The 23,318-nt window shown below is 43.1% G+C and carries 29 protein-coding genes and 1 pseudogene; 26 read left to right on the top strand and 4 right to left on the bottom strand.

Annotated elements, in window-relative coordinates:
- Positions 1–169 precede the first annotated feature (169 nt).
- The 7 genes from IPL71_RS09930 to arfB all read left to right on the top strand — a co-directional run bounded on the left by IPL71_RS09930 (position 170) and on the right by arfB (position 5,975).
- Complete coding sequence (locus IPL71_RS09930) at positions 170–841, top strand: FadR/GntR family transcriptional regulator (RefSeq protein WP_345321183.1); 672 nt, start codon at positions 170–172, stop codon at positions 839–841.
- A gap of 80 nt (positions 842–921) precedes the next feature.
- Entirely contained in the window at positions 922–2,874 is a 1,953-nt protein-coding gene (locus tag IPL71_RS09925; protein ID WP_345321181.1) for a 2-oxoacid:acceptor oxidoreductase subunit alpha, read from the top strand.
- A gap of 33 nt (positions 2,875–2,907) precedes the next feature.
- Positions 2,908–3,375: a thiamine pyrophosphate-dependent enzyme gene (locus IPL71_RS09920; protein ID WP_345321180.1), complete on the top strand. Its 468-nt coding sequence runs from the start codon at positions 2,908–2,910 to the stop codon at positions 3,373–3,375.
- Between the two features lie 29 nt (positions 3,376–3,404).
- On the top strand, positions 3,405–3,806 hold the full coding sequence (locus tag IPL71_RS09915) for a hypothetical protein (RefSeq protein ID WP_345321178.1): 402 nt from the start codon (positions 3,405–3,407) through the stop codon (positions 3,804–3,806).
- The gene (locus IPL71_RS09910) at positions 3,787–3,963 is read left to right on the top strand and encodes a hypothetical protein (RefSeq protein WP_345321176.1); all 177 of its coding nucleotides are present in this window, start codon (positions 3,787–3,789) and stop codon (positions 3,961–3,963) included. The genes IPL71_RS09915 and IPL71_RS09910 overlap by 20 nt, the downstream gene beginning before the upstream one ends.
- Before the next feature lie 93 nt (positions 3,964–4,056).
- A complete protein-coding gene (locus IPL71_RS09905; RefSeq protein WP_345321174.1) occupies positions 4,057–5,385 on the top strand; it encodes an MFS transporter in 1,329 nt (442 codons plus the stop codon).
- 185 nt (positions 5,386–5,570) lie between these two features.
- Complete coding sequence (gene arfB / locus IPL71_RS09900) at positions 5,571–5,975, top strand: alternative ribosome rescue aminoacyl-tRNA hydrolase ArfB (protein ID WP_345321172.1); 405 nt, start codon at positions 5,571–5,573, stop codon at positions 5,973–5,975.
- Between the two features lie 76 nt (positions 5,976–6,051).
- Here arfB and IPL71_RS09895 read toward each other — a convergent pair whose 3' ends face one another.
- Positions 6,052–6,303: a tyrosine-type recombinase/integrase gene (locus IPL71_RS09895; RefSeq protein ID WP_345321170.1), complete on the bottom strand. Its 252-nt coding sequence runs from the start codon at positions 6,301–6,303 to the stop codon at positions 6,052–6,054.
- Complete coding sequence (locus tag IPL71_RS09890) at positions 6,281–7,024, bottom strand: integron integrase (RefSeq protein ID WP_345321168.1); 744 nt, start codon at positions 7,022–7,024, stop codon at positions 6,281–6,283. Before IPL71_RS09890 ends, IPL71_RS09895 begins: the two co-directional genes overlap by 23 nt.
- Positions 7,025–7,170: 146 nt before the next feature.
- Between IPL71_RS09890 and IPL71_RS09885 the strand changes: the two genes are divergently transcribed.
- Both IPL71_RS09885 and IPL71_RS09880 read left to right on the top strand, forming a co-directional pair.
- Positions 7,171–7,497 (top strand): alpha/beta fold hydrolase, encoded by a 327-nt coding sequence (locus IPL71_RS09885; protein WP_345321166.1) that lies wholly within the window; start codon positions 7,171–7,173, stop codon positions 7,495–7,497.
- 654 nt (positions 7,498–8,151) lie between these two features.
- Positions 8,152–8,700 carry a ribonuclease FAU-1 family protein gene (locus tag IPL71_RS09880; RefSeq protein ID WP_345321165.1) on the top strand — a complete coding sequence of 183 codons (549 nt, stop codon included), beginning with the start codon at positions 8,152–8,154 and terminating at the stop codon, positions 8,698–8,700.
- Here IPL71_RS09880 and IPL71_RS09875 read toward each other — a convergent pair.
- The gene (locus IPL71_RS09875) at positions 8,645–9,013 is read right to left on the bottom strand and encodes a hypothetical protein (RefSeq protein ID WP_345321163.1); all 369 of its coding nucleotides are present in this window, start codon (positions 9,011–9,013) and stop codon (positions 8,645–8,647) included. The two genes, IPL71_RS09880 and IPL71_RS09875, sit on opposite strands and share 56 nt — an antisense overlap.
- An 882-nt stretch (positions 9,014–9,895) precedes the next feature.
- On the opposite strand from IPL71_RS09875, the gene IPL71_RS09870 reads away from it, so the two are divergent.
- From IPL71_RS09870 to IPL71_RS09790, 17 genes are all read left to right on the top strand, one after another.
- Entirely contained in the window at positions 9,896–10,177 is a 282-nt protein-coding gene (locus tag IPL71_RS09870; protein WP_345321161.1) for a DUF4258 domain-containing protein, read from the top strand.
- Between the two features lie 18 nt (positions 10,178–10,195).
- Positions 10,196–10,423 carry a type II toxin-antitoxin system MqsA family antitoxin gene (locus tag IPL71_RS09865; RefSeq protein WP_345321159.1) on the top strand — a complete coding sequence of 76 codons (228 nt, stop codon included), beginning with the start codon at positions 10,196–10,198 and terminating at the stop codon, positions 10,421–10,423.
- Between the two features lie 194 nt (positions 10,424–10,617).
- The gene (locus IPL71_RS09860) at positions 10,618–11,541 is read left to right on the top strand and encodes a type I restriction endonuclease (RefSeq protein WP_345321157.1); all 924 of its coding nucleotides are present in this window, start codon (positions 10,618–10,620) and stop codon (positions 11,539–11,541) included.
- A gap of 10 nt (positions 11,542–11,551) precedes the next feature.
- Entirely contained in the window at positions 11,552–13,108 is a 1,557-nt protein-coding gene (locus IPL71_RS09855) for an Eco57I restriction-modification methylase domain-containing protein (RefSeq protein WP_345321155.1), read from the top strand.
- Positions 13,029–13,355, top strand: coding sequence for a TaqI-like C-terminal specificity domain-containing protein (locus IPL71_RS09850; protein ID WP_345321153.1), 327 nt, complete (start codon positions 13,029–13,031; stop codon positions 13,353–13,355). The genes IPL71_RS09855 and IPL71_RS09850 overlap by 80 nt, the downstream gene beginning before the upstream one ends.
- Before the next feature lie 675 nt (positions 13,356–14,030).
- Positions 14,031–14,417 carry a hypothetical protein gene (locus tag IPL71_RS09845; protein WP_345321152.1) on the top strand — a complete coding sequence of 129 codons (387 nt, stop codon included), beginning with the start codon at positions 14,031–14,033 and terminating at the stop codon, positions 14,415–14,417.
- Between the two features lie 244 nt (positions 14,418–14,661).
- A complete protein-coding gene (locus tag IPL71_RS09840; RefSeq protein WP_345321150.1) occupies positions 14,662–15,060 on the top strand; it encodes a hypothetical protein in 399 nt (132 codons plus the stop codon).
- Between the two features lie 26 nt (positions 15,061–15,086).
- The gene (locus IPL71_RS09835; protein ID WP_345321148.1) at positions 15,087–15,488 is read left to right on the top strand and encodes a magnesium and cobalt transport protein CorA; all 402 of its coding nucleotides are present in this window, start codon (positions 15,087–15,089) and stop codon (positions 15,486–15,488) included.
- A gap of 82 nt (positions 15,489–15,570) precedes the next feature.
- Entirely contained in the window at positions 15,571–16,053 is a 483-nt protein-coding gene (locus IPL71_RS09830; RefSeq protein WP_345321146.1) for a hypothetical protein, read from the top strand.
- Between the two features lie 817 nt (positions 16,054–16,870).
- Positions 16,871–17,062: a hypothetical protein gene (locus IPL71_RS09825; protein WP_345321144.1), complete on the top strand. Its 192-nt coding sequence runs from the start codon at positions 16,871–16,873 to the stop codon at positions 17,060–17,062.
- A 1-nt stretch (position 17,063) separates the two neighbouring features.
- Positions 17,064–17,516 (top strand): ribonuclease FAU-1 family protein, encoded by a 453-nt coding sequence (locus tag IPL71_RS09820; RefSeq protein ID WP_345321142.1) that lies wholly within the window; start codon positions 17,064–17,066, stop codon positions 17,514–17,516.
- Positions 17,517–17,896: 380 nt separating this feature from the next.
- Positions 17,897–18,193, top strand: coding sequence for a hypothetical protein (locus tag IPL71_RS09815; RefSeq protein WP_345321140.1), 297 nt, complete (start codon positions 17,897–17,899; stop codon positions 18,191–18,193).
- Positions 18,123–18,806 (top strand): hypothetical protein, encoded by a 684-nt coding sequence (locus IPL71_RS09810; RefSeq protein WP_345321138.1) that lies wholly within the window; start codon positions 18,123–18,125, stop codon positions 18,804–18,806. Before IPL71_RS09815 ends, IPL71_RS09810 begins: the two co-directional genes overlap by 71 nt.
- Positions 18,807–18,981: 175 nt before the next feature.
- Positions 18,982–19,569, top strand: coding sequence for a hypothetical protein (locus tag IPL71_RS09805; protein WP_345321136.1), 588 nt, complete (start codon positions 18,982–18,984; stop codon positions 19,567–19,569).
- A 182-nt stretch (positions 19,570–19,751) separates the two neighbouring features.
- A complete protein-coding gene (locus IPL71_RS09800) occupies positions 19,752–20,273 on the top strand; it encodes a hypothetical protein (RefSeq protein WP_345321135.1) in 522 nt (173 codons plus the stop codon).
- A gap of 218 nt (positions 20,274–20,491) precedes the next feature.
- Positions 20,492–20,896 (top strand): SMI1/KNR4 family protein, encoded by a 405-nt coding sequence (locus IPL71_RS09795; protein WP_345321133.1) that lies wholly within the window; start codon positions 20,492–20,494, stop codon positions 20,894–20,896.
- Between the two features lie 331 nt (positions 20,897–21,227).
- A complete protein-coding gene (locus IPL71_RS09790) occupies positions 21,228–21,677 on the top strand; it encodes a hypothetical protein (protein ID WP_345321132.1) in 450 nt (149 codons plus the stop codon).
- 820 nt (positions 21,678–22,497) lie between these two features.
- Here the strand turns inward: IPL71_RS09790 and IPL71_RS25875 are convergent.
- Positions 22,498–23,318: pseudogene (locus IPL71_RS25875) on the bottom strand (IS110 family RNA-guided transposase); the annotation flags it as partial.

The raw sequence follows: 23,318 nt of genomic DNA, 5'->3' as shown, positions 1-23,318 counted from the left end.
AACGCTGAAAACGCGGTTTTTTGTCCTGTTCCACGCTCGTCAGCATCCCAAATTAAATTCGGAATGCAGCATGTTTTTTTATTCATTCATCATTACATATTTGTAACCTTCGTCCCTTGACGATTCGGTTTCAAACTCGTATACTCTATTAATCGGATTAATCATACTTATGCTTCGCGAGCGCGTTTCCCCTGACATTTCTGAGTTTTTTCGTTATCTTGCTTCTCACGCTGAGGCCGATAGCGGACTTCCCTCTTTAAGTGAACTAGGGCGTGAACTTGGCGTGAGCCTTGCTTCTTTGCGTGAACAGCTCGAAGTTGCGCGTGCGCTGGGCATGGTGGAAGTACGTCCCCGCACCGGCACACGAAGATTGACATATTCATTCACGCCCGCCATTCGTCAAAGCCTGGGATACGCGCTGGCATTGAACAATGATTATTTCCGTAAGTTCGCAGAAATGCGAAATCACCTTGAAGCCGCATATTGGTATGAGGCTGTTGCCTTGCTGACAGATGAAGATAAGCAAGAGTTACAGTCGATTCTTGCCCGCGCTCTGGAAAAAATTCGCGGTACGCCGGTGCAAGTGCCACACGAAGAACATCGCAAGTTACATCTGCATATTTTCAGCCGGCTTGACAATCCATTTGTCACTGGTGTATTTGAAGCCTACTGGGAAGCCTACGAAGCCGTGGGTTTGAATGTGTTTGCCGGCGGGTATGAGTACTTGCAGGAAGTGTGGGAATATCATCAGCAGATGGTTGATTCCATTTGCAGCAACCAGTTTCAGGTCGGGTATGAAGCGTTGGTCAAACATACCGATCTTTTATATCATCGTCCATAATTTTTGGAGTCGTGGAGAAGTGCTCCACAATCCATCGGCGTTATTTTTTCCGATAGACTCCATAATCTACAAGGAGTTCCATGAACAAAATAGTGAATGATTTTTCGATCACCGTTGGCACAAAGAACGGCTCAGGCAGTTCAACCGCCAACAACACCATCCTGCGCTCCGTGTTCAAGATGGGCATCCCCGTTTCAGGTAAGAATCTCTTTCCTTCCAACATTCAGGGTTTGCCAACCTGGTACACCATCCGAGCGAATAAGAATGGTTTCATCGCCCACCACGAACAACGCGATATCGTTATTACGATGAACCCCGATTCGTTCGCGCGTGACCTGGCATCTGTTGTTCCGGGCGGAGCATTTTTCTACTCGGACGATATCAGGCAGCCCATCACCCGTACAGACATCGCCATTTATCCGATGCCGATCAAGACCATTGTGAAGAACGACCCGAATGTGCCTACAGATTTTCGTGATCTGGTCGGCAATATGGTTTACGTGGGCGTGCTTGCTCAAATGATCAACATGGATATGGAAAAGATACTGGCCGCGTTGACCTTTCATTTCAAGGGCAAGCAAAAGCCAATTGATATGAACTTCAATGCGCTGAAAGCCGGCGCTGAATGGGCAAAGGCCAATCTCGAAAAGAAAGACCCGTTCTATCTTGAGCCGATGAACAAGACCGATGGCTTGATCATGGCGGACGGAAATACGGCCGCGGCGCTTGGTTCCATTTTCGGCGGTGTGCAATTTGTGGGATGGTATCCAATTACTCCTGCAACTTCTGTTGCAGAGTCTTTGAATGATTATCTACCGCAGCTTCGCAAACGTGAAGATGGGAAGCATACATACGCTGTGATCCAGGCGGAAGATGAATTGGCGGCTTTGGGCATGTCAATTGGCGCTGGCTGGGCTGGTTTGCGCGCGATGACCTCCACTTCGGGTCCGGGGCTTTCCTTGATGACTGAGTTTGCGGGTCTGGCATATTATGCCGAAGTGCCCGTGGTGATCTGGGATGTGCAGCGAATTGGTCCGAGCACAGGTTTGCCGACCCGCACATCTCAAGGCGATCTGACCTTTACGCATTTCATCGGACACGGCGATTCGCACTCGGTCATTCTTCTGCCGGGCGATGTTTTTGAATGCTTTGAATTTGGCTGGAAGTCTTTTGATATTGCCGAACGAATTCAAACCCCTGTGTTTGTACTCAGCGATCTGGATATGGGTATGAATCAGTGGATCAGCAAGCCTTTTGAATATCCAAATGTGCCAATGGATCGCGGCAAAGTGCTGCTTGAAAAAGATATTGAAGACCTGAAAGGAAGCTGGGGACGTTACCTTGATAAAGATGGTGACGGGATCGGGTATCGCACCTTCCCCGGGAATAAGCATCCGCTAAGTTCATATTTCACGCGCGGCACAGGTCACGATGAATATGCCAAATACACTGAGGAAGCAAGTGTGTATCTGGATAACATGGATCGATTAAAGAGAAAAAATGAAACCGCCAAGAAATACGTTCCCGCTCCAATGATGCACAGCATGAAGGGTGCGACGGTCGGTATCATTGCCTATGGCTCCACTGAAGCAGCAGTGCTTGAAGCGCAGTATCAACTTGATGCTGAGCATGGACTCAAAACTGACTTCATGCGTATTCGCTCTGTGCCTTTCACAAAAGAAGTGGATGCTTTTCTGGCGAAGTACGATCAGATCTTCGTAGTGGAAATGAATCGCGATGGTCAGATGCATCAAATCCTGCTGACTGAGTATGCGCAATACGCGGTGAATCTTAGATCTGTTGCTTTTGGTGATGGAATGCCGGCTTCTGCGAAATGGGTACGTGAGGGAATTCTTGCGAAGTATGTAAAGGCGGACGGAAAGCAGAAGGCCGTTGCTTCGAAGAAAAAGGCAACAGCGAAGAAAGTGACAAAGAAAGCAGCGCCAGCTTCAAAGCTTAAGAAAGATGCGAAGAAGCCTGTAAAGAAGGCGGTTGTCAAGTCGAAGTCATCCGCAAAATCGAAGCGGAAGTAGTTATCGGTACGTTAATCAAAAGGAGTTAACAAAATGACAGAAGCACTCCCCATGGCTGGCACACCTGCGAATGCAAACCTTGCCGGTCTTTCAAAAAATGATTATCGCGGAAATCCCAGCACACTTTGCCAGGGCTGCGGACATAATTCGATCTCGAACCAGATCATTACCGCGATGTATGAAATGAATGTTGTGCCGGAGAACGTGGTGAAATTCAGCGGTATTGGCTGTTCTTCCAAATCGCCGACTTATTTTCTAAACCGTTCCTTTGGCTTTAACAGTCTGCACGGGCGTATGCCGTCGATTGCGACGGGCGCGCTCTTTGGCGACTATCATCTTAAAGGCATTGGCGTTTCAGGCGATGGTGACTCGGCCAGCATTGGCATGGGTCAGTTCAAACATGTGATGCGCCGCAATGTAAACATGGTCTATATTATTGAAAACAATGGCGTATACGGGCTGACAAAAGGCCAGTTTTCTGCGACGGCTGAAAAGGATTAAGCCTGAAGAAGCAGGGTGAAAACCCATACATGCCAGTTGACATTTGTATGGAAGCGCTTGTTTCAAATGCGACCTTTGTGGCGCGTTCCTTTGCGGGCAATCCCAAGCAGGTAAAGGAATTGCTTAAAGCGGCGCTGGCGCATAATGGGATTGCGGTGTTGGATATTATCAGTCCGTGTGTGACCTTCAACAATCAGGAAAATGCCTATCACTCATACGCGTGGGGCAAGGATCATGAAGAACCCTTGCAGGAGATTTCCTATATCGCGCCGCGCAATGAGATCATGCTTGAACGTGAAATGGAAGCGGGCGAAGTGCGCGAAGTTGCCATGCACGACGGCTCGATCGTGATCTTGAAAAATCTTGAAAAAGGTTATGACACTTCCAGTCGTTATCGAAGCTTTGCGTGTGATGGAAGAATCGCAGCGTAATAATTGGCTTTTGACCGGTCTGCTTTATTTGGATACGACCAAACCAAATCTGATCTCACGATATGATCTTGTAGATACGCCGCTTAACCGTTTAACCGAAGCAGACTTGCGCCCTGATCGTTCGATGATCGATAAAGTCAACGCGTTAATGTTCTAACGCCAACTCAGCATCAACATGTTCTCCCCCAAATTCATCTTTCGGCTTTGCTCAGGATGAATTTGGGGGAGGATTTTTATCATAAGAGAAAAAATGACAATAGAAACCCCAAACACCGAAAAACTGGATTTCAAACGTATTCTGCCTGTATTGGTCATCGTGCTGGTTGATTTGATGGGACTTTCCATCATTATTCCGCTATTGCCTTTGTATGCGGCGCGTTTTGGTTCATCGCCATTGGTGATCGGTATTTTGCAGGCTACATATCCAATGATGCAATTTTTAGGCGCGCCTATTTTGGGTCGTCTTTCAGATCGCTTCGGGCGTAAACCGGTTTTGGTGATCAGTCAGATCGGAACGCTCGCAGGTTTTATTTTGCTCGGCTTTGCAGATTCCATCTGGCTCTTATTTCTCTCGCGCATCATTGATGGGCTTTCCGGCGCAAATATTGCAACCGCGCAAGCTGCCATCACCGATAGCACAAATGAAAAGACTCGCACGCAAGGACTTGGCCTCGTTGGCGCAGCTTTCGGCGTGGGTTTTGTGCTGGGTCCGATCATCGCGTTTATCGTGCTGGCCGCCACCGGACAAAATTATCAAATGGTTGCATTTACCGCTGCCTTCTTCTCATTCACGTCCATCATGTTAACCACCTTCTGGTTCCGCGAAACACTGGTGGAAGGTGTAGACCCCGCAGCTGCACGCAAACGGCCTTTTTCTTTTGGCGCAATTCGGCAAGCCCTCGGACGCCCCGCCATCGGCTTTTTGTTAATCATCATGTTCTTTTACCAAATTGCATTCGGCGGGTATGAGCAGCTTTTTTCACTCTTCACGCTCACCCGTCTGGGTATGGACGCGCGCGATACATCAGGCTTGTTCGTTCTGGCGGGGTTGTTCATCATCGTTGTGCAGGGCGGGCTGATCGGAAGATGGTCAAAACAAAAAGGAGACCGCTGGCTGGTGCTGTTGGGTGTCTCTACTTTAGCCATTGGATTAATTGCAACCGGACTCACGCCTGCCGTGCCTGTGCCCTGGTATGACAAGGTAAAAGTGCTCGACAGTTTGGCGGGTCAGGGCGAACTGAGAGTTGCCACGCAAACAATAGACATTCAGCTACCCGATGCATCTGCACGCGGCTGGACGGGAATCATCTGGTTACTGATCGCCAGTTTTCCGGCGGCGTTGGGCGGCGGCGTGTTACATCCGGCAATTAATAGTTTGATCACGAAGGCTTCTGACAAAAGTGAAGTGGGCGGAATGCTGGGCGTATCCACTTCGGTTTATAGTCTGGCAAATGCCATCGCGCCACTATTCTATGGGACGCTGTTCCAGCTTTTCGGTGGGCCTGTTCCGTTTTTAGTCGGCGGTGGAATTCTGGCGGTGTTATGGTTCTTTTTGCCGAGGGTCGTGAGGGAGAAGTGATGAGTGATGAGTAATGAGTGAGAAGTAATAAGTAAAAAGTGGGTAGTGATCAGTGAGTAGTGATCAGTTATCAGTTATTTGAAGCCGTGAGGTTGTGAGGGAGAGAGTTTAGTCCCTGCAATTTCGCGGCTTTGGGTTAACTTGCTTTTCGCTTTTTTCACTCTCTTCCCTTTATAATCTGTTCTATGAAATCTCTTGAACAAGAAATTCAACTGGACTATATCCGCGCTGGCGGGCCGGGCGGGCAGAATGTAAATAAAGTCGCTACGGCTGTGCAGCTGCGCTTTGATGTGACCAACTCGCCTGCTCTGACGGCAGATGTGAAAATACGTCTGCTCAAACTGGCCGGCAAACGCATGACAGATGCGGGTGTTCTGATCATCGAGGCCAGTAAATTCCGCACGCAGGAAAAGAACCGCGAAGATGCCATTCGACGATTAAATGAATTGGTAAGCAACGCCAGCGAAAAGCCGAAACTGCGTCACAAAACAAAACCAACCAAAGCCTCGAAAGAGGAACGATTGAAAGAGAAAAAAAAGCGGGGCGAGACAAAAAAGTATCGCGGGAATTCAAGGAATAGTTTCGAGTAGTCTATTTTTAGTTTCGCCGTGTTAACACCATAATACATCCCGAATTTAATTCTGGACGCAGATGAACGCTGATAACTTAAGGGTCGAGGGGAGATTTGACGGAGAGTCCGCCACGCTCCAAGACGTGGGTGTAGATCATGGTTGTTTTTACATCTTTGTGGCCGAGTAATTCCTGGACAGTGCGGATGTCGTAGTTATTTTTCAGCAGATGGGTAGCGAAGGAGTGTCTGAAAGTGTGCGGGGTGACGCGCTTGTCTATTTGGGCGAGTTTGGTAGCTTCTCTAATGGCTCTTTGCAGGGCGCTTTCATGAATATGATGACGATGCACAATTCCGGTGTTGGGGTCTGGGTTTAAGGTGGTGGGGGAAGGCATATTGCCAGATCCATTCTTTATGGGCGGTGGGGTATTTTTTGTCGAGGGCGAAGGGCATGTGGACGGAACCATGCCCATTGGCGAGGTCTTTTTGGTGTATGGCTTTTGTTCGGGCTAGATGTTCTCGAAGCGGGGCGAGGATGCTGTCGGGGAGCATGGTGATACGGTCGTCACCCCCTTTTCCGTCGTAGACAATGATGCGATGGTTTTCAAAGTCAAAATCCTTGACGCGTAAGCGTAAACATTCCATGAGGCGAAGTCCGCTGCCATACATGATCTGAGTCATAAGTTTGTGGACACCGGTCATGTGTGTGATGATGGTCCGGACTTCTGAGACGGAAAGTACATTGGGAACGCGCTTTCCTCTTTTGGGTCTGATAAAGTTGAGGGAGGATTTATCGAGTTCAATGTGCAAGGTATTGTTGTATAGGAAAAGGATGGCGCTGATGGCCTGATTTTGGGTGGAGGCTGAGGCTTTGCGGTCAACGACAAGATGGGTGATGAATTGGTTGATCTCTATAACGCCCATTTCGCGGGGGTGGCGCTTGCTGTGAAAGAGGATATATTCGCGAACCCAGGTAATATAAGTTTTTTCGGTGCGAAAGGAATATTGCTTGAGGCGAATGCTGTCTCTGTATTGGTCGAGAAGTTTTTTTGGTTTTGAGGTTTGTTCCATGTGTCTTGCCCCTTTCTGGTGGTAACTGTATAATGAAGTTATGTAATATATAAGATATTATACAGCAAAACTGCCGTATAACACCCCATTTTGGGTGTTTATACGACATGACGTATAAACACTAGTTGGGCAGGCTAGAGAGAGTCATGTTTCAAGAACAAAAATTCAATGCCAATGGTGTAGAGATAAATTTCATCCAAGCATCTACTTCTGGACAGCCTCTTGTGTTGCTTCATGGTACTGCTTCTGAATGGCAATCTTTCTCGCCATTAATCTCCATATTTGCTGAGAAATTCAAAGTATTTGTCCTTGATTTACGTGGACATGGCGGGTCAAGTTGGGTATCAGAAAAATATCGCCTATTCGATTATGCAGAAGATATAAAGTATTTCCTTGAAAAGCATATTGGACAGCCGTGCATACTTTATGGTCATTCGTTAGGTGCTCAAATTGCAATAGCCGTGACATCCTAGCACCCAACTATGTCAAGGCACTTGTTTTAGGTGATATTCCGTTTTATTATCACAACATGACCATGAAAGATACTATCTGGTATGAGCCTTTCACGGAGTTGCATCACGTTATCAATTCATTCCATTCGGCTAAAGAAATAGACGGCTGCATGGCTGAACAGTATCCCAAAATGGATGAGCAAAGAAGGAAAATAGAGCCGTAACTTTATCTCATGTTGACCCCGGTGTAGTTTTGACGATTTTAGAAGACCGTCATATAGAAGGTTACGATACTGACGCTCTACTCAGGCAAATTGCTTGTCAGGTTTTGCTAATTCAAGGCAATCCTAAACTTGGCAGCCTTGAATGATGAAAGATATGGAAATATATGGCGGAACGTATTCAAAATTGTAATATTGTCCATATGCAAGATATTGGACATGGTTTACCATCTGGTGAATCTTTGTTAGGTGTGAATAAATTTATCGAGTCTTTATAAACCCGCCTGCCCAACAAAGCGTGCACCTGACGCTAGGGATTCTGCGGCAATCTCAAGCAGTTTTCTACGCCTTAGCTTTTTTCTGGTCGGACGGCTTCGCCGTCCCCGCCCCAGCGCAGGTAACGCAAACCGTTAGCTGGCTTCGTGCAAAACAATAAATTAGGGAAACATGGCTCGTGAAGCGACTTCTCGCAAATCGTCCTGATTGGAAAAGAATTTTACAAAAGCGTTTTTATTGTTCCTACTTTGAATCAAAAGAATTTACAGGTTACGCAACTTTGCTTTGTTTAGATAAAGTCCGTGAGCCGCTTTGGGCAAAATCAAGCAAAAAGAAAGTTTGTATAGTCGATAACAATTATTCGTGGTTACAACTCTTTCCAAAAGATAAATATTACGCCATGACTGCTCAATTCAATGAACAAGGTCAAATCGTCCAATGGTATATTGATATTTGTTCACAGCATGGAATAACTGAAAATAATATTCCCTGGCTAGACGACCTTTTTCTAGATATTGTCGTTTTTCCAACTGGCGAAATAGAATTGCTTGATTTTGAAGAATTGAAAGACGCATTTGCTGTTGCTGAAATTTCAAAGAACGAATATGATTTGGCTATAAGTGAAAGCGAGAAGTTAATGGTTGATATTTCTGAAGACAGATTTGCGCTTTTCAATTTATGCCAGAGTCATCGTCTAGCACTTCTTCAAACAGCTGAGGTTCTGTGAGGTCAAAACGCCAGCTAACAAAGCGTGCACCTGACGCTGGGGATTCTGCGCAAATCTCAAGCAGTTTTCTACGCCTTTTCATTTTTTCCAGTCGGACGGCTTCGCCGTCCCCGCCCCAGCGCAGGTAACGCAAACCGTTAGACCACATGTTTTTCTTTTCTTTTGAAAACAACGTTCTTGTTAAAATATCGGTTATTTGTCTTTGCTCGCAATCGGGTTTTCCCTGCCATCGTTTTTTCTGCCGTGTCTTGCTCCTTGCATTTTTCAGTCTGTTAGCTTTTTCTTCGTAATCAGTTGGTCTGCCTGATGGCATTTCTTGCTCATTGGCAGACCTAATCGCCAAGTTGATTTCTTTGGCATTGGTCTTTTTGGTTGTGGCGTCTTGCTCACATTCGTGTCATAATATTGGCAGGTTTTTTCGCGGCGTTGTCTTGCCAGCAGGGTTTAGAGCCTCCACACCAATTACATTTTTCTCGTCTGTTTGTTTTTTCTGCCAGCCATGTGGTCTAACAATACGTGCACTGGACGGGTGGTTCTGCAGCGACTTACTGGCATTTTTCTGGCTTCGATTTTTTTCTACATCTCTTGCAGTTTCCTCACCACCCGCCAGTAACGCAAACCGTTAGACCACATGTTTTTCTTTTCTTTTGAATACAGTGTCACTTGTTAAATGTGCGTTCTTTGTCCTTGCTCGCAATCGGGTTTGCCCTGCAATCGTTTTGTCTGCCGTGTCTTGCTCCTTGCATTTTTCAGTCTGTTAGCTTTTTCTTCGTAATCAGTTGGTCTGCCTGATGGCATTTCTTGCTCATTGGCAGACCCTAATCGTCAAGTTGATTTCTTTGGCATTGGTCTTTTTGGTTGTGGCGTCTTGCTCGCAATCGTGTCATAATATCGGCAGGTCTTTAGGCGGCGTTGTCTTGCCTGCTGGGTTTAGTGCCTCCGCCCCAATTACATTTTCTCGTCTGTTTGTTTTTTCTGCCAACCATCTGGTCTAACAATACGTGCACTGGACGGGTGGTTCCGCAGTCACTTACTGGCATTTTTCTGGCTTCGGTTTTTTTCTACATCTCTTGCAGTTTCCTCACCACCCGCCAGTAACGCAAACCGTTAGCCCGCCTGTGTCAATCCCATCTGGTATACTTTTCTAAAGTTACATCATTTCATTTACTACGCTACTTTGTTTTTGGAGAATACTGTGTTTGAACGTATTTTGACAGAAATCCGTGACAAGATTCGGCTTCGACAATACATCATGACCGCTCACGCCGAAGAAGAAATGAACGACGATGAGTTAAGTATTTTTGACCTTGAACGGTGTGTTCTCACAGGCGAGATTGTTGAACGGCAAAAAGATAAAGAAACTGGTGAATCGAAATATTTGGTTGAAGGTCAGTCTGTTACCAACGGCAAAATCGTGGCTGTCGTCAAAATTAGCCCTACTGGAAAATTGGTTTTCATAACGACCTATCGTTTATAAAAAGTAAAGGTGAAAACTATGATTTGCGATATTTGTGGCAAAGAAGGCGCTCGTATTCGCCAAGTTACTCGTAACTATGGCAAAGGTGAAAATTTACTAATTATTGAAAATATCCCAATGGTGACTTGCTCTAATTGTGGCGAAAGTTACTTTACTGCGGATACCTTACATGAAATTGAGCGAATTAAACTTCATCGGAAAAGTTTTGCGGAAAAGCGGGAAGTAGCAATTGCAGAATTTGTGTAATTTCCAAAAATCGGCGGGCTAACAAAGCGTGCACCTGACGCTGGGGATTCTGCGGCAATCTCAAGCATTTTTCTACGCCTTATCATTTTTCTGGCTGGACGGCTTCGCCGTCCCCGCCCCAGCGCAGGTAACGCAAACCGTTAGACCCCTCGTGCAAAACTATCTCATTTTTTTCTATCAGGTAAAATCAGGGAATGACATCACAAACTACTGCCCCCGCAATTATTCATAAATTGGTTGAGACTTTCGAGCAGAATTTAGATTCGTATCGTTCCAGCAAAAACGAAACCGAATTACGCCGTGAATTTTTGGAGAAGTTTTTTACTGCGTTGGGTTGGGATGTTGCAAATGAAAAAGGCTATGATGAATTGGGGAAAGAAGTAACCCACGAGTTTTCGGTAGATGTTGCAGGTCAGCAGAAGAAAGCGGATTATGCTTTTCGTGTTGGGCGTGGGGAAAAATTCGATTTTCTGGTTGAAGCAAAAAAGCCATCGGTAAAAGTTGAAACCAGCCAAGAAGCGGCTTTCCAAATCCGCCGTTATGGTTGGAGCGCAAAACTTCCAATTAATATTTTGACCGACTTTGAGCATTTCGCTGTTTACGATTGCCGCACGAAGCCAAACATAAATGACAAGGCTTCAATGGGGCGAATCATGCTCATTCATTACAAAGATTTTGTTTCAAGATGGAATGAGATTGTAGAAATCTTTTCGCCCGAAGCGGTGCGCAAAGGTTCGTTTGCCAAATATGCCGAAAGCATGAAAGGCAAAAAAGGTACAGCGGACGTTGACGACGCATTTTTACAGGAAATTGAACGCTGGCGGGAATTGCTTGCTAAAAATATCGCCTTGCGAAATGATGATATTGATATTGCAGGCTTGAATTATTCCGTGCAAATGACGATTGACCGCATTGTATTTTTGCGAATCTGTGAAGAACGTGGAATCGAGCCAGAAAATCAGTTATTGGAAATTGCCAATAATGAAAACTCGTATGAAGAATTATGCGAGTTATTCAAACGGGCAGATACAAAATATAACTCTGGCTTATTCCATTTCAAGCAGGAAAAAGAAATCGTCAGCCGCCACGATAATTTGACTCTTTCTCTTGGATATTGATGATAAGGTTTTGAAAGACATCATTTCAAACTTGTATTATCCAAAAAGCCCGTATGCTTTCCTTTATATTCCTTCCGATATTTTAGGGCAGGTTTACGAGCGTTTTCTAGGTAAAGTGATTCGCCTGACAGCGGGACATCAAGCCAAAGTTGAAGAAAAGCCTGAAGTCCGCAAGGCGGGCGGAGTGTTTTATACGCCTACTTATATCGTAGAGTACATCGTAAAAAATACTGTTGGAAAACAGGTAGAAAACAAAAGCCCGAAAGATGTTGTTTCACTCAAAATTGTTGACCCTGCTTGCGGTTCTGGTACTTTCCTAATTGGCGCATATCAGGTTTTATTGGATTGGCATTTGAACTGGTATTCAGAAAATGAGCCTGAAAAAGCAGAGAAAAACAAAGCCATTGTAAAAGTTGGGGATGGTTACAGATTGACCACCGCAAAGAAGAAAGAAATTTTGCTCAACAATATTCATGGTGTGGATATTGACGCGCAAGCGGTAGAAGTGACCAAACTTTCTCTTTTGCTCAAAGTGTTGGAAAATGCCAGCGGTCAATTAGGTTTGGGCATGGAGCGAGTTTTGCCCGACTTGGGAAATAATATCAAGTGCGGCAATTCTTTAATTGGCTACGATTATTATGAAGGTCAATTATTGCCCGACGAAGAAGAGCAGGCAAAGGTTAACCCGTTTAACTGGCGCAACGGCTTCAAAGAAGTTTTTGCTAAAGGCGGTTTTGATGTTGTACTTGGAAATCCGCCTTATGTTCGACCTCACAACATCCCCGACAACATAAAAGCAAGCACTTTGGAAAACCTACTCAACTTTTGTAGCAAAATCAGATATGTATTCTTGTTTTATGGAACGTGGTACACTACAATTACAAGAAACGGCGGTATATTTTCTTTTATTGTTCCGCATACATGGACTTCACTTGAAAGTTTTACCAAAATCCGAGAGTTCCTTATCCAAAATTCAAAGGTTATCAAACTTGCACAATTGCCAAAAAAGGTTTTTGAAGACGCAACGGTTGAAACTTGTATTTTTGCAATCCAGAAAGACTCAAACAGCAATCATTCAGAAAATCCGATAGCAATTGAAAAACTTGATGAAAGCGGAAATATCCAATTTGAACGCCAGTTTTATCAGCGTGAAATTGAGCAAGCCTATTTATTCAATTTTCAATTGTATGGTCAGAATGAAAGTAAAAGCGTCATTTCAAAGATACAAGAAAAAGGTATTCCGCTTTCCGAGTTGGTATCTTTGGCTTATGGATTCAAAACGGGTGACGATGAACAATTTATACATTCATCCATGAAGTACAAGGAAAGCAAGCCGTTTGTAAGAAGTGCTGGAGTTCGTAAATACTGGACTGAAACGCCAACAGAATTTGTATGGTATGTGCCAGAGAAAATGACACAAAACCGAAAAACCGCCCGCCCTGGCGATAAGGAAAGATTCAAGGTCAGAAAAAATTATTGTTTCCAGAATGGGAAAATCACTTGTTGCAGATTACGATTCTGGCGGCTTGTATGTCAAAGACGCTATGCTTTTATTGAAGAAGGATAAAAACTTATCTCTGAAATATTTGTTGGGAATAATAAACTCACGTTTGCTAACTTACTATTATCAAAAATTCTTTATCACGATTGATGTTTTGAAAAATGCTTTATTGAGTTTACCCATTATTCCGCTTGATTTATCCAGTCCAACAGAAAAAGCGAAGTATGAAAAAATGGTAAATCTTGTTGAGCGAATGATGGAATTAAATAAAAGACTTGCGAAGGCGCAAACTCCGCAAAAAAAGAAGATTTGAAAGCCAAATTCAAGATACAGATTCTTCGATTGATTCACTCGTTTATGATTTATACGGGTTGAATGAAGAAGAAATCAAAATTGTGGAAGGTCAGTAGTAAAATGGGTTCAGGTCTTTTAATGGCAAAGAGTCTTGCAGGTCAAGGGCGGGGTCTAACAAAGCGTGCACCTGACGTGTGGGATTCTGCGGCATTTTCAAGCATTTTCTACGCCTTATCATTTTCCAATCGGACGGCGTTCCGCCGCCCGCTCACGCAGGTAACGCAAACCGTTGGGCAGTTCGCTCCGTAAACTACAAAGGTGGCTATTGTGTTAAAGAAGTTTCTCAATCCAGAGATAAAGAGAATGTCCCAATTGCGATCAGGAATGTTCAGAGAAGGATGTTCTCTGTCTAAACTGCGGAAAAATCTGGATGAACTTTTCGAACAACTCCCGGGCTCTGATATTTCCGTTCCTCCGTTATTTGGGGAATTACAAATATTAGTATCAAAATCTTTGCTGTGTTTCACGCCTTTGTTTTCTCTACTTTAGTCGAAGTCTTTTTCGCCATATAATGGGTGGATAATTGGCGATAAAGCAAAGGCAGATTTATTAACTGGCGTATTATTGCTTTGCACAGGTAGCATGTTTTTGTTTATTCCTTCTTTTTGTTTATAGTCAAATATGCGCGGGACTCATGGCGAGCAGGGATACCATTGCTATTTCGAGTGCCACTTGGATTTTGACACTTTTTATTCTTCCATTTGTAGTAAGTTCTTTAGATTTATCTTTTAGAATCCATCAAAGGGATTTTGAAGAGTCAGCAAAAATCATGATTACCATTCAAGATGAAGAAGAAGCCGCTTTACCTTCAGAATATCGCCATATCTCTGTCACTGGTGGAGTTTATCTCGTTGATGGGCGCGTGTTCTACATGCAGTCTATCGGCATGATGGCAGAATTCGGACCAGGATACTTATATGATCCGAGTGAAAAACCAGAAGAAGTATGCGTAAACTTTTCTAAAATTATTTTTGTGGAAAATTGGTATAGTTGTGATTTACATTGGAATTTGTTATGGTAAAAAAACTGCCCAACACAGCGTGCACCTGACGCTGGGGATTCTGCGCACATCCCAAGCAGTTTTCTACGCCTCTTCATCTTTCTGGTTGGACGGCTTCGCCGTCCCCACTAACGCAGGTAACGCAAACCGTTAGGCGCTGACTTGCAAGTCATTGATAAAATTTAACAAAGGTTATTTCCAAAAGCAAAGGAGCAGGTATGATTGACCCAACAGGTTTACCAATTCTCTTAAAACTTTAGATTTTTTGTTTGGAGAGGCTCAAAAAATCCTGCAAGAACGCAGAGAACGTCGCGCCTCAAAAAATATTAATGTTCAAGACAGCAATAAAGATAGTCATCAAGCCTCAAATAATAGAAGTTCAGAATCTATCGGGTCGATTAATGAGGCAATGTCTACTCAGATTTCCGAAAATATCCTCAAGAATGAAATTTCAGAACTTGAACATTTGTTGAAACTAAAGGACACATACAGTAAGAGATATCAACTTGCTAAAGAGAAAATCTCGATTTATGGAACACTTGACACACCCTACAAAGTGCTACATGAACTTGAAGAAGCAGAAGAAGGCATCGAAGATGTTGTCACGAAATTAAAATCTACGTTGGCAAAAATTTACAACAAGGAAATAGTTGTCAATAATTAAATCTTTATATACAAGGAGAATGAAACATGGCAATAGACTTAGATTTTCGAGTAAATATCGACAATTTATTTTCAATTCAAGCACTATGGCAAAGCATTTTCTCAGACGATCAAAGATTAATTAATTTTGCAGTTGCTAAAAAGGATGGCGTGTTGTTTGAATCTGGTTTTCAGGAGCGATGGAAAACAATTGACGTGCAATTGCAATATTTTGTTTGGTTAACATTGACAGCCAAAGAGCAAAGAAAATTCATACTGGCATTAAATGCCGATCAGCAAAGGCAAATACTACTAGACATATCTACCGCAGAGCGAGAAGAATTATTTAATGTAATGAGACCTCAAGGCGTGTTAAAACTAATAAGTACAATGACAACTTCTGAGCAGGCTAAAATATTATTAAGTCTTTCAGAAACGCTTAGGAATTAATCTGCTTTAACTTCCTTTCTGAAAGCGACAGACAAGACATCCTTGAATCGGGAAAGCAAAATAAATCTTTAGGGGAATAAAAATGCAAACTATTCAATGGTTTTTTCAAAAAATCAACCTTCCAAGCCTTGAAGAAATTAAGAATGGAATTTTCGAATTAGGAAAGAAAGTCGTTTCAGCCGTAAAATGGCTTCTCTATGGAACTCAGGAGAAAGACGAAAGTGGCTCTGCGAAGGCGAATGAAGGAAGCAAAAGCCATCCTTCTCCAATTACACAACAACCAACATCCCTGCCAGAAGAATTCAAAGGTATTGAAATCAAAGATCAGATTGAAGAACTCGAAATCAGGGAGGCACTCTCTCAACTTGCAAGAGATGGGAAAGAGTTGGAAGAAATACAAACAGAAGAAGAGCACCACAGAAATTTATTGTGCAAATACAGAACCAATAGACGTATTATTGAAGAAAAAATAAGTGGTTACGGGTCATTAGAATCACCCATCAGTTTACTAACTGAATTTGAAGAAGTTAAAAAAGTCAATAAAAAGCGTGGAGCAACGAATTGATACAATAACAGAAAGAAGGGCTTTATTGATGGAAAACATCAATCGAGCAAAGGAAAAAGCAAAAAGATATTCAAAGTAAATAGTGAAATCAAAAAGCGCCTAACAAAGCGTGCACCTGACGTGTGGGGTCTGCGCGATTTAGGAGCATTTTCTGGCTTCAAGTTTTTCCTGCTCCCAAGCAGAATCCACGCCCGCCCACACGCAGGTAACGCAAACCGTTGGGCGTTTGCATGAACGCAAACGAAATATTGCAAAAGCAAGAAAATAGTTAGCAATCTTTGTTGTACTTACAAAAATAGTGTGTTATAAAAAAGCGATTCGCCAGACAATTCAATGTAAAAAATTTTCACAGGAGAAAAAGATGAAACTTTCACCGCCTAAACAAATTACTTTCTGGATTTCTGTTGTTCTTGGTCTGCTCGCTCGGTTTAATTGGTTCTTTCGTATCTATTCCCGTTGTTAGTGGTCTTGCGTTCTGGTTCGTTTTTGTTGGTCTCCTGCAACTTCTTGTTGCGGGATTGCTCGTTAAGCGTCTCTAAATTATTCACTGGCGAATCACTTACTCCCTATGTAATGTAGGGAGTTTCCTTAATTTATTCAGTTTCTTTGGTTAATGCTTTTAGATAAATTGTTTCCGTCAAAGAATCTGGTTATGTTTTCTTCAATTTTTGGTCAAATTTTATTCTTTAGTGCAGGCTTCCGTAAATTATTGGTTTTAGGAAATCTTTGAGTCAATTCTGCCTGGTTTTATCAAAGTTTGCATTAGTTTCCAAAGATTGAGTTGCTTGTAAAACTTGGGCATCTTGGCAGTAGTATTTTGCTTCGGTTAGCAAGTCTGGCGCAACAAAAAAACGCCCAACAAAGCGTGCACCTGACGCTGGGGATTCTGGCGGCATTTCAAGCAGTTTTCTACGCCTTATCATTTTTCTGGTTGGACGGCTTCGCCGTCCCCGCCCCAGCGCAGGTAACGCAAACCGTTGGCTGGCTGGTCATTAATCGGGAGAAATAAATTGAATCCAATATCGTTTCGTTTGGCGGGTGAAAATGCAATTTTGCGCGGTGTTGGAAAAAAAGTTCTTTGGGCATTTCCTACTATAGTTGTTCAAGACGCTTCTGATTTAATAGTTTTATATATGCCCGCTGGCGTTCTTGGGAAAAACGTAAAGCAAAAGCCTACGCCAAAAGAGTATTTGGTTGAAGATAAAATAAAAATTGTTGATTGCCAGTGGAACAGAACTGATGTATTGTTTTTGATAGTGCCAAGTGATTCTTTTAGCACTTATATTATGTGGGACACTGGCACAAAAAATTTGGATTGTTGGTACGTCAATTTACAAGAACCAGTTCATCGGACAAAAATTGGTTTTGACACAATGGATAATATGCTTGATGTTGTTATCAGCCCTGATATGACCACATGGGAATGGAAAGATGAAGACGAATTTAGGAAGCCCAAAAAGTAGGTTACTATTCCAAAGAGAAAGCAGTGAAATTTAGGCTGAAGGTGAAAAAGCAGTAAAATTGATAACATCTGAACGACGCTCGATGTATGAAGAAATGGGCTACATGGCAGGCAAGCCCCAAATGGAGTCTTCCAAAATTATCTCCACTTTGGGACGAAGTAAATTTGAATGAGCATAATTTGCAAAACAAGGTTTAGGCAAGTCCACGCCAGCCAACAAAGCGTGCACCTGACGCTGGGGATTCTGGCGAAAATCTCAAGCAGTTTTCTACGCCATATCATTTTTCTGGCTGGACGGCTTCGCCGTCCCCGCCCCAGCGCAGGTAACGCAAACCGTTAGGCGCTACCTTCCGACATAATCTAAATCTTCATGGAGATTTCATGTCTAATATCAACGATGAGATGAAAACAGCCGCTGAATACACAATAAAAGCGGCAAAAGAAAAATTTGGACAAGAATTAGATTTTTCCCAACAAAGTATAGTTAAGTTAGAAGGCTTTTTGGAACAGGCTTATAGAGAGTCTGTCCAGTCGTGTTCAAGACGAAAAAGCAAAGATTTCGGTTTCTCGAACAGCAAATGCTTGGGGAAGTTACTTAGGCGAACACATGCGTTTGAAGTGGGGTGGAACATGGGTACTGAAAGGCTCAGAGCGAATCCTTTCTATAAAGAATGCTGAGTTTTCCCCCATTGGATTTGTTTACCAAAAAATTACAAGCCATCCAGAATACAGTGTGAAACAATATTTTGCTGAAGCTGAAAGAAAAATATCACCTTCACCAGTTATCCCACCTCAACCACAAAAAATATCGGAAGGTGTCAGCCAGCCTACAGAACGAATCTCTGCTAATCAGCCTCAAAATACTGTAACAATTGATAAAAAACTTATTGTTTATGCTATAGCAGCAATGGCGGCTTTATGTGTTGTTGGGATACTAGCGATAACAGTATATTCAAACATACAAGCAACAAATGAATTCAAAACCAAATTGAATGCTTTTTTAGTGGAAGCCGAAAAGCTAAACACTATGACCGAGCAAGGGGTATCTTATCAAGAATTTAGAACTCAACTAGTTGAAGTCAAGTCAACCTATGCGTCAATTGATTCTTGGCCAATGTCATATCAGAACGGAAGGCGCTCATTTGATTTAGCTATAAAAGGATGGGACTACACATTAGATTCTTGGACTTATAAATTAGATTTAGTTTCGGGCAAACTTATTTGGTATACGCCAGATTATGAAAGTGCTAGAATTTATTTAGGAAAAGACTCCGGGTGTCTTTGGGAATGATGAACAAATTGGTCTGTTGATGTCAAAGGCAAGTATGTATTATGAAGCAGGGAAAGCAGAGGTGAAGTAAGTAAATTCAAACAAGATAATAAAAGAATGAGATTGTTAGTAATTCATCGTGTATCTTCTAAAAATCTTCAAGTATAAATTAACCAATTCTTTTATAGAGATTAAAATGATTGAAGCCATATCAGTAATCGAACTCGCATTAAAAATATTGGAAAAATATATTCCTTCAAAAAAGGATGTCTTTGAGAATCAGGTCGAACCGCTGTTAGAGAAAATGATAGTGATACATAAAGACTACATTGCTGGATTTACTGAATTCAGACAGCACTTAATCAAGAGAACAAAACCATCTAACGAGTTATTAGATTTTCTAAAAGAACGTCGTAGAGATTACGCTCACGAGCGACAGTTGATAAATGATATGGCGGAGAAACTCAAGAAAGTTCAGAAGGCGGGAATGAAAAATGAAGACATAAAGGCTTTACAGGCATTTGCCGAGGCAATCTTGGCTTATTTTTCTACATCGTCTAAGATAGGGAATATTTCGTGGTATTCAGATTTGATAGAAATAGTACGCTGGCAATCAAAATATGATGTCGATGTTATTCCAGATGTATGGCAAACCACTTCAATTGAAGGATATTCCCCCGATATTTTACTGCCAACAATCGACAGTATGCTAAACGAAGAACTTCCCAACGCTTTTCAAAAGGTTAGTGAAACGTATGCGGATTTACGGGCGCACTTACTATAAAATAAACTGCGCCTAACAAAGCGTGCACCTGACGCTGGGGATTCTGCGCAAATCTCAAGCAGTTTCACACGCCTTATCATTTTTCCAATCGGACGGCGTTCCGCCGCCCGCCCCAGCGCAGGTAACGCAAACCGTTAGCCCGCCGCGCAAAATAAATTCAACCGAAAAGGAGGTAATTTTTCATGGGCGTTTGGATGGATTTGTTCGTTTCCCCAGCAGAAGGAATGTTGCTTTCACCTGAAAAATTCATGTCCTTGGTTAGTGGTTTAATATCTCAAAATTTTGTCGATACTCCATGTGCAATTTGCGAGGGAGAGTTTGAAATATCCACCCCATTAGGCATTTCTAACAGTCTCATGTTTAATAAACTTGCAAACAAAAATATTAATATTCACTACAAAGGCGAAGACTTCCACGAAATGCTAAAAAAATTAGAAGTCTTCCCTTTTAGAAAAGCAAACCTGTGCATTTGGTTTTCTAAATTCAACTGGAAAAACGAAGCTCTAAGCAACAACTTCGAGAAACTTGGGTATGCAAACACAGATATTTTATTGTTTGCATTTGCATCTCCTCAAAAAGCTATCATACTAAATGCTTACGACGGCTCATTTCAGGAAAGTATCTTCTCAGATCTTTTTGTAACGACAGGCAAAGGTGGTCTTGAATCAATAAACAGAACTATAATTGAATCGACTTTAGATTAAAACTTTGGTGAAAACTAACAGTAAATTGTGCTTATCATTAAAAGCGGGCTAACAAAGCGTGCACCCGACGCTGGGAGTCTGCGCACATCTCAAGCAGTTTTCTACGCCTTCGCATTTTTCCAGTTGGACGGCTTCGCCGTCCCCGCCCCGGGGCGGGTAACGCAAACCGTTAGGCAAACCCTTTCAACATTTTCACCATGATAAATTTTTCCGAAATTTTGAAGGACGCAAATTGGAATAAAGAAGAATCCGCTAAACTCGAAGCGGTTCAAAAATTGGTAGATGACGCAGGAAAAGAATTACCAAAAGATTATCTCGACTTATTACTTTATTGCAATGGCGGCGAAGGTGAACTTGGCATTAAGCCTGGATGGTTTCGATTGTGGTCTGCCGAAGATGTAATTCAACTTAATAAAGATTATGAAATCGAAAAATATATTCCAGAGTTCTTTGGTTTTGGAAGTAGTGGCGGCGGCGAATTAATAGCCTTCGACATGCAAAAAGATAAGTCTTGGAAAATCGTGATGATTCCATTTGTGTCTATGTCGCCTGACGAAGCAAGAATTATCGCAAACAATTTTGAAGAATTCGTCAAAGCAATAGGGCGTCGTTTTGATTATTAGGAATTTACAAAGTCAGGTTTTTAATTAGCAAATGTTTTGGCAGGTCAGGTTTATCATTTTCCAATTTTGGTAATTGCCATAAATTGAATTGCAAGTAAAATCTATTCAAATTGGCGGCGTTACTTTTTTGGTTGGCGAGTCTTGCGTCCATCGGGTTTGCCTAACAAAGCGTGCACCTGACGCTGGGGATTCTGCGCAAATCTCAAGCAGTTTTCTACGCCTTAGCATTTTTCCAGTTGGACAGCTTCGCCGTCCCCGCTAACGCAGGTAACGCAAACCGTTGGGCGGCTCGCTGAATAATTGTGTTGCAAGTGAAATTGCACGGAGAAACATGGTGGAATTAAAGATTTTGAAAAATCGCAAGAGAGGTCCTTATGTTGAATTCAACACAACAGGCGAGAACTGGGATAATTCATCAATCTTTTTAGATGAAGTAGTATTTGGGGTTTTCTCAAACAGTTTCGATAACAGTCATGAAAACTTCAATTACTATGGACCAACAGCATTTAGAGAATTAGAGTTAATAAATTTGCATAATGAACTGAAGGAATTCGGCTCTGAGATGAGCGGAATTTTCGACTTTGATTCTTTCTTAAAAACGATTTCAACCTCACCAATGGGAAATAACTTTCTGGGCGAACTTGCATCGGAAGATAAGGTAAACTTGAAATTACAATGGAATCAGGTAGTGAAGGCGCTGAAAGAAATCAACCAAACTCTCTTGGAGTTAATAGAAAACTGCGCAAAAGAGAATAAAACCTTATGGGTTTTAGGTATTTGATAACAGCCATCGGGGCTGGCGCAACAAAAGCCGCCCAACAAAGCGTGCACCCGACGCTGGGGATTCTGGCGCGATTCCAAGCATTTTTCTACGCCTCAGCATTTTCCCAGTCGGACGGCGTCCCGCCGCCCGCCCCAGCGCGGGTAACGCAAACCGTTGGGTGTCCCCTTTCATCAAACCCTTTGGGTATTGTGCAAATTAAGTTTCGCTTCAAATTGGCGTCTGAATCTTCAAAATCAGGTTTCGGGTTTTTCGCAAAGTTTCGGGTTTGGCAAAGTCAGGTCTTTTCGCAGTGGCTATCTTCCAAGTTTGGCGTTCTCAAAAATTGGCGTTTGTCTTTTTCTCGGAAAGTTCCTTCTTCGGTTTTGTCAGGTCTCTAAAATTGGCTTCATGGTTTTCGTCAAAGTTCTGGCAAGCAAGCCGTTTCATTTGCCAAAGTTCGTTTTCACAGCAAGGTTTATTTTTGGCAAAGTCGGGTTTCTGAAATCGGCTTCAAGGTTTTCAATCAAGGTTTCGGTAAATCGGCTTCGGGCTTTTTGGCTGGCTCATTTTTTCTGGCAAAGGTTTGGGCTTGCAAAGTCTTTTTCAGCAAGCGTTTTGGTAAGTTAGGCTTCTCGCGTTTTTGTACTTCGGCGGTTTTGGTTTCTGCAAAGTCAGCATTGCCAAATATTTTGTAGCGTGTAAAATCAAGTCATTGAAAAGCTGGGTTCTGGTTTTTAGGCGGCGCGTCTTGCACAAATCGGGTTCACCCAACAAAGCGTGCAGCAACTGTCTTGAATGTCAAGGCAGTTGTTTGATTTTTAGGGGAGTTGATCGTGGATCAAGGCGCAACGGTGTATCGGAAAGGCTGCTGATCTCGCATCATCGCGTTCAAGATGGTTAGGAACTTCCGCATGCACGCCGTTAACGCCACCTTCTTCACCTTCCCTCGTCTTTGCAATTCTTGATACTGTGCCTTGATCAACGGATTGAATCTCGTCGCCACCAAAGTCGACATATACAGCAGTTCCGCACCTCCATCCGTCCACCTTTCGTCTTGCGATAGCCACGCTTTTTCCCACTGTCCGCGTTCATTGGCGCCAAGCCCGCCAAGGCTGCGATCTTCTTCCGATCCAGTTTCCCCAACTCTGGCAACTCTGCCAACAAGGTCGTTGCCGTCACCCGCCCCACTCCTTTGGCGCTGCGCAGAATATCTTCCTGTTCTTGCCAGTCTTCATGTTCTTTCATGAAGCGGTCCAGTTCTTTTTCGAGCCGCTTGATCTCTTCTTTCAACATCTCAATCATCCGCTCTACAGACTCTCTCATCTCCACTGAAACCGTCCGCAAGCGGCTTTTTTTCCGCTTTAACATCTCTTCCAGCTGTCTGCGACGCACCAACAGGGGCCGATACGTATCGTTCGGTCTCGCTTTTTACCTCGAACCGCCTCGGTTTCATTTGCTTCCCGAAATCTGCCAGGTTGAGGCTTATCCAGTTTGTCCGTCTTGGCAAGTAGTCCACTGGCTCTAGCATATTGCCTCACTCGCACTGGGTTAACCACGGCTACTGGCAACCCTGCTTCGTACAGTCCCAGCACGACGGCTCTCTGATATCCTCCTGTCGCTTCCACTACGATCAGGATTGGCTTCAGCACTTGCATTTTC

It is taken from the genome of Candidatus Villigracilis proximus, assembly GCF_016717045.1.
Classification (GTDB): Bacteria; Chloroflexota; Anaerolineae; order Anaerolineales; family Villigracilaceae; genus Villigracilis; species Villigracilis proximus.
The sequence above is the reverse complement of the archived record's forward strand: the minus strand, read 5'-3'. Positions and strand labels throughout refer to the sequence as shown.